This is a genomic window from Sulfurimonas sp., assembly GCF_016744025.1.
Lineage (GTDB): Bacteria > Campylobacterota > Campylobacteria > Campylobacterales > Sulfurimonadaceae > Sulfurimonas.
Genome location: NZ_JADGFC010000158.1, coordinates 1 through 4,651 on the forward strand (window position 1 = coordinate 1; position 4,651 = coordinate 4,651).

General features: G+C 28.2%; 5 protein-coding genes. All 5 read right to left on the minus strand.

The window, feature by feature from the left end:
* Positions 1-169 precede the first annotated feature (169 nt).
* The 5 genes from QZZ48_RS14115 to QZZ48_RS14135 are packed head-to-tail and all read right to left on the minus strand — an operon-like array spanning position 170 to position 4,407.
* A complete protein-coding gene (locus QZZ48_RS14115; RefSeq protein ID WP_294966897.1) occupies positions 170-985 on the minus strand; it encodes an ATP-binding protein in 816 nt (271 codons plus the stop codon).
* The gene (mshL, locus tag QZZ48_RS14120) at positions 975-2,573 is read right to left on the minus strand and encodes a pilus (MSHA type) biogenesis protein MshL (protein ID WP_294966898.1); all 1,599 of its coding nucleotides are present in this window, start codon (positions 2,571-2,573) and stop codon (positions 975-977) included. Before mshL ends, QZZ48_RS14115 begins: the two co-directional genes overlap by 11 nt.
* A 12-nt stretch (positions 2,574-2,585) precedes the next feature.
* Positions 2,586-3,053, minus strand: a complete 468-nt coding sequence (locus QZZ48_RS14125; protein WP_294966899.1) for a hypothetical protein — start codon at positions 3,051-3,053, stop codon at positions 2,586-2,588.
* Positions 3,053-3,685 carry a type 4a pilus biogenesis protein PilO gene (gene pilO / locus QZZ48_RS14130; protein WP_294966900.1) on the minus strand — a complete coding sequence of 211 codons (633 nt, stop codon included), beginning with the start codon at positions 3,683-3,685 and terminating at the stop codon, positions 3,053-3,055. Before pilO ends, QZZ48_RS14125 begins: the two co-directional genes overlap by 1 nt.
* Positions 3,682-4,407 (minus strand): hypothetical protein, encoded by a 726-nt coding sequence (locus tag QZZ48_RS14135; RefSeq protein WP_294966901.1) that lies wholly within the window; start codon positions 4,405-4,407, stop codon positions 3,682-3,684. The genes pilO and QZZ48_RS14135 overlap by 4 nt, the downstream gene beginning before the upstream one ends.
* Between the last annotated feature and the right edge of the window lie 244 nt (positions 4,408-4,651).

Consider the following 4,651-nt stretch of genomic DNA (forward strand, 5'->3'; position numbering starts at 1 on the left):
TTCTTTGTTTTTGGTCGAATAAGATTAGCAGATTATCGATTAATCCTATCTTTCAACTTACTTTCAAAAAATTGCACTTGATTTTAGAATTGGCGTTATTAAAATTACAATATGAGGTATATAAGACTTTATTTTATATTTACGCCATCTTATTTCTAAGTCATTAACATTAATCATTTAATAAACCTGTATGAATTGCTGACATTTCAACAATTTTTTTTGAAATCACATTTGTTTTTAATTTTGACTGATTATTTTCACTATACCATGCATAGATATCAAATAGTGTATATAAAAGTTTATTTGTATCTCTATAATTTCCTTTTGTTAGCTTATATATCTGGTTTACATGTTTTTGCGAAAACATATTAGCACTGTCAAAACAGTTTGCTTTCATAAGTTTCTTTTGTATGTATATTTTAAGTTCAGTATTTGAAGCATTCTCAAGCTCTATAGTTTCCCATATTCTAGTTTGAAAATGCTCTTTTGCAATTAAGTCTTCTTTTTCTGTTTTGTGAAGAGTAATAACAAATTTTACACTTCTAGTATCTGATAGAAGTCTAATTTTTTCCATTTGTTGGCTTGAATAAAGTTGTGCTTCATCTAAGAGTACTAAAGGTATTTCTGCTTCTTCTTGCATTTTTTGTTCAACAATTAGCATAAATTGTGTAAAATTAAGTTCTCCTTGATATTTAACATTAAACATGTCTCTAGCAAGTGATTTGAAAAATTCACCTTCATCAAGAATAGGAGTCTGATAAATAAACACTTTTTGAGAAGGTGAAAGATCATGGTATAGTTTTGTTAAAAACATGCTCTTACCAGTTCCCGGCTTACCAAATAATAAAATCATTTTTAGTGGTTTTTTTACGGAGTCTTTAAGAGACTGATATATTGTAGAGACTCTGTCAAGTTGAATATAGTCTCTAGCATCTACACTATCAAGGAATACATTCTTAGAATCTTCAAAGATGCTAGAATTCATCTAAATTTTCTTCCTCTTTAACTTCTTTATTTAGTTCTTTATTGACATTATTTGATACTTTGTCTGTTTCTTTAGATATAGAACTTTTATTTAGTGTTATGCTCTTATTTGTAATCCCTGTATATCCTAGTTCAGCAAGTGAAAGATTATTATTTTCTCTATCTATAATATGTGGTTGAATCACAACAACAATTTCTTGAACTTGTTTTGACATCTCTTCATATTTAAATAAATAACCTAAAATAGGAATGCTACCAAGTATAGGAACTTGATTTGAATCCATTGTGTTTTTAGTAATAATTAAACCACCCAAAATTATTCTTTTACCATCTTTGACTGTAACAACTGATGAGAGTTGGCGACGAACTAAATCTGGTGGAGTGTCTCTATCACTAGAACTTTCTGCAGATATATCTTGTGCAGTTTCTGATATAGATGGATTTATTTTAAGAGTTATAGATTTGTCATCTGAAATTTCTGGAGTAATATCTAATAAAACACCAGCAAATACTGATTGAATATTATTGTCTTCACTAGTAGTACTACCTCCACTAGTAGCAGATGTTTCTGTACTAGTAAGTGTATAAAAGTACTCCGTTCCTGCAGTAATAAGGGCAGGTTGATTATTGAGAGTTAAAACTTTTGGATTAGAAATTGAAACAACATCGCCTTGAGTCTCTAAAAATTTAATAACTTCATCTAATGATCCCCCAGCTTGCACACTAATAAGGTTAGATTCATTTTTCCCGGATGTATCAGTTGTTGATATCAAATTATCAGCAAATGTTCCTACATTACTTGCTGATTTATAGTCAAGAGCAAGTGTGATGTTTTGCAGTGCATAAAGTTGTGACCAATCTATACCGGTTGTTTTACCTTCTTCAATAGTTACAGATAGAATCTGTACATCTATTAAAACTTGTAGTTGCACTTTATCTTGTAGTTTTTTAAGATAGCCTTCTAACCTGTTCATTTGTTTTAGTGTTGTTGTTACGGTTATAAGACCTGCATTTTTATTTATGATGGGAGCATCTGACTTATAAAGATCTTGAGATGTGTTGATGATATGTTGTAATTCTAAATCAAGCTCTTCCCAGAATTTTACTTCATCAGTAGATTCTATTTTAATTCCTGATTCAGAATTAGAACCACTTGAGGTAGTTGTTGTATCAGTTGATCCAGTTGACGATGAACTAAGTGTTATATTTGTACTTCCAGTACCTTTTCTTTGTGAAAGAATATAATCTACATTAAAAACTTTTGTACTAAGATATGAGATTTTTAAAATATTATTCTCTAGAGTATAGTATAAATTATTTTCTTTTAAAATAATACTTAATACTTCATCTATAGTTAAGTTTTTTAAATGAGTTTTGTTAAGTTTTGTCTTTAGAAACTTTTCTGCATGAGGATCTGTAACAATAATACTAAATTCACACTCATCGCTTAGTTGTTCTATAAAGTCAATAATTTTTGTATCTTTTGTTGAACTGATACTGAATAGTTCATAAGTGCAGTCTGCATAACTACTACTTGATATAAGAAGTGTTAAAAATAAGCCATAAACTATTCTTTTTATATATTGCATTCTCTTGTCCTGTTACTTAAATTTTAAATTTCGTTTTGTATCACTTGTTGTCAAAACAAATTTTCTATTACTCTTTGTTAAAACAACCGAAGTTCTATTTACACTAGATATTTGATAACTATCTATATACTCATTTTGTTTATACCATTCGCCGTTTATTAAAGCTGATTTATTTATAATCGCCTTAAGCACTAAATGTTTTGAAGGTTGCGGTAATATAGTAATAACTGCATCTGATGAAGTTGTGGATTTTTTTACACTATACTTTTTTACAGATTTTTTTCTAGCTTTAACATACTTTTTATTATAACGATTTTTATAAAATATAAAAGGGTCTTTTATTTTGTTTAGTTCATTGTTACTCATCCCTTTTCTTGGAGGTTTTATTGCTTGAACCTGAGTATCAACCCATGATAGCTCATTTGAGTTAAGAGAAATTGAGAATAATGATATAAAGGTCATTAAGATTAATGTTTTCATTAGTATGTAATCCCCCAAACTGATATAAGTAATTCTGCATTAAGAGTCTTCTCAACTGAAATATTTAAATCATGAATATCTACTACCAAATCGCTTTGTTCTAAAGAGTTTATAAAACGAAGTGTATTCTTATAGTTACCTGTACTGCTTAAAGTTATGTCTAAGACATGACCAAAAGAAGTGTTGTTTTTGGCATATTCGTTTTTAAAGTCTATAATTTTAATACCATATTTTTTAGCATTAGTTGAAATAGAGTGTAAGTACTCACCCCATGTTCTTTCATCGTATATTAAAGACGATATTGTTTCAATCTTACTTTTTATATAAGTATTATTCTCTTTATGAGATAGAAGTTGTTTTTCGGACATTTTAATTTCTCTATCAAGTTTCATAATTTTTGATTTAGGATTAACTTGTAGAAATCTTTTATCTGTATTGATTTTAGAGCTAATCGTTTTTATTTGCTTATTCTTTTTTTCAAAAGCTAGTAAAGAATTTTCCCAAAAAAGTAGATAAGAAAAGGCAAAAATAATACCAAAAATCATTATATAAGTCATATATATATCTTTTTGACTCTTGTCTTTAAAAGAAGCGTCTATAGTTTGCAAGTAATCTTCGATATTTACTTTCATAATATACTCACTTTTAATTCACTATAGTACTTTCTAGATTTTTCTTTAAACTCAATATGTTCTAGTGAAAAGTCAAATACACCCTCATGAGTCTTAGTTAAATATTCTACCATCTCGGTAATCTTTTTATCTTTTCTTGAAATTATGTTCAGTGTGAATACTCTTAATTTTTGATTTTCTTTATAAGCTATAGAATTGACATTGATACCGAATTTATTTAAATCTTTTGTTAACAAAGATAAAAGTTTTGCTTTCATAGGATAGTTGACTTTAACATCATGAATCTTTATCAAAGTTGCTTTTTTATCAGCATATTCTTTTTTTTCTTTGTTTAACAAAGTGATAATTTTAACTTTATCGGCTTCTCTATTTTTTATTGTTGCTTGTCTTGTTATTTTAATATTATGCAATTCTGAGTATTCTGTAGCTAATAAGTCATATTGAAGATTTTGAGCGTAAGTTAAAATCCAGTATGTTACCGGATACAAAAAAGCTAAGACTAGTGCAGCTACACTAAGTAGTATAAGTTTACCACTTTCTCTTTGGATGAATTTTGGAGGGCGGAGATATGTCGTGAAATTACAGTCATACTTTTCATTTGTTTGTAGTGTTGTATAAATATGCATTAAGGCGTGAAGTTGATCTATATAAACACCATCACTTTCATAACCATAGTCAAATTCAAAGTTACTAGCTTTTACACCAAGTTCAACCTCTGCCATTTCATCTAGTTTAGTTACAGTATGTATCTGCGCACCAATGTATATATGTTCTACTTTTTCTAATTCATAAGCTCTTTTAACATAAGTTAGAATGTCATTTACGTTTGCAAATATTTCTTTATAAAGTCTTATAAAGTATTCTTTAAAATCGCCAATTCTAAAATCAAGTGCAATTTTTTGAAAGTAAGTTGAAAGATAGGATTAATCGATAATCTGCTAATCTTATTCGACCAAAAACAAAGAA

What these genes read in the sequence shown, in the direction of transcription:
- pilO (WP_294966900.1), bottom strand. Translation starts at nt 3,685, where the DNA reads ATGAAAGTAAATATCGAAGATTACTTGCAAACTATAGACGCTTCTTTT.
- QZZ48_RS14125 (WP_294966899.1), bottom strand. Translation starts at nt 3,053, where the DNA reads ATGAAAACATTAATCTTAATGACCTTTATATCATTATTCTCAATTTCT.
- mshL (WP_294966898.1), bottom strand. Translation starts at nt 2,573, where the DNA reads ATGCAATATATAAAAAGAATAGTTTATGGCTTATTTTTAACACTTCTT.
- QZZ48_RS14115 (WP_294966897.1), bottom strand. Translation starts at nt 985, where the DNA reads ATGAATTCTAGCATCTTTGAAGATTCTAAGAATGTATTCCTTGATAGT.
- QZZ48_RS14135 (WP_294966901.1), bottom strand. Translation starts at nt 4,407, where the DNA reads ATGGCAGAGGTTGAACTTGGTGTAAAAGCTAGTAACTTTGAATTTGAC.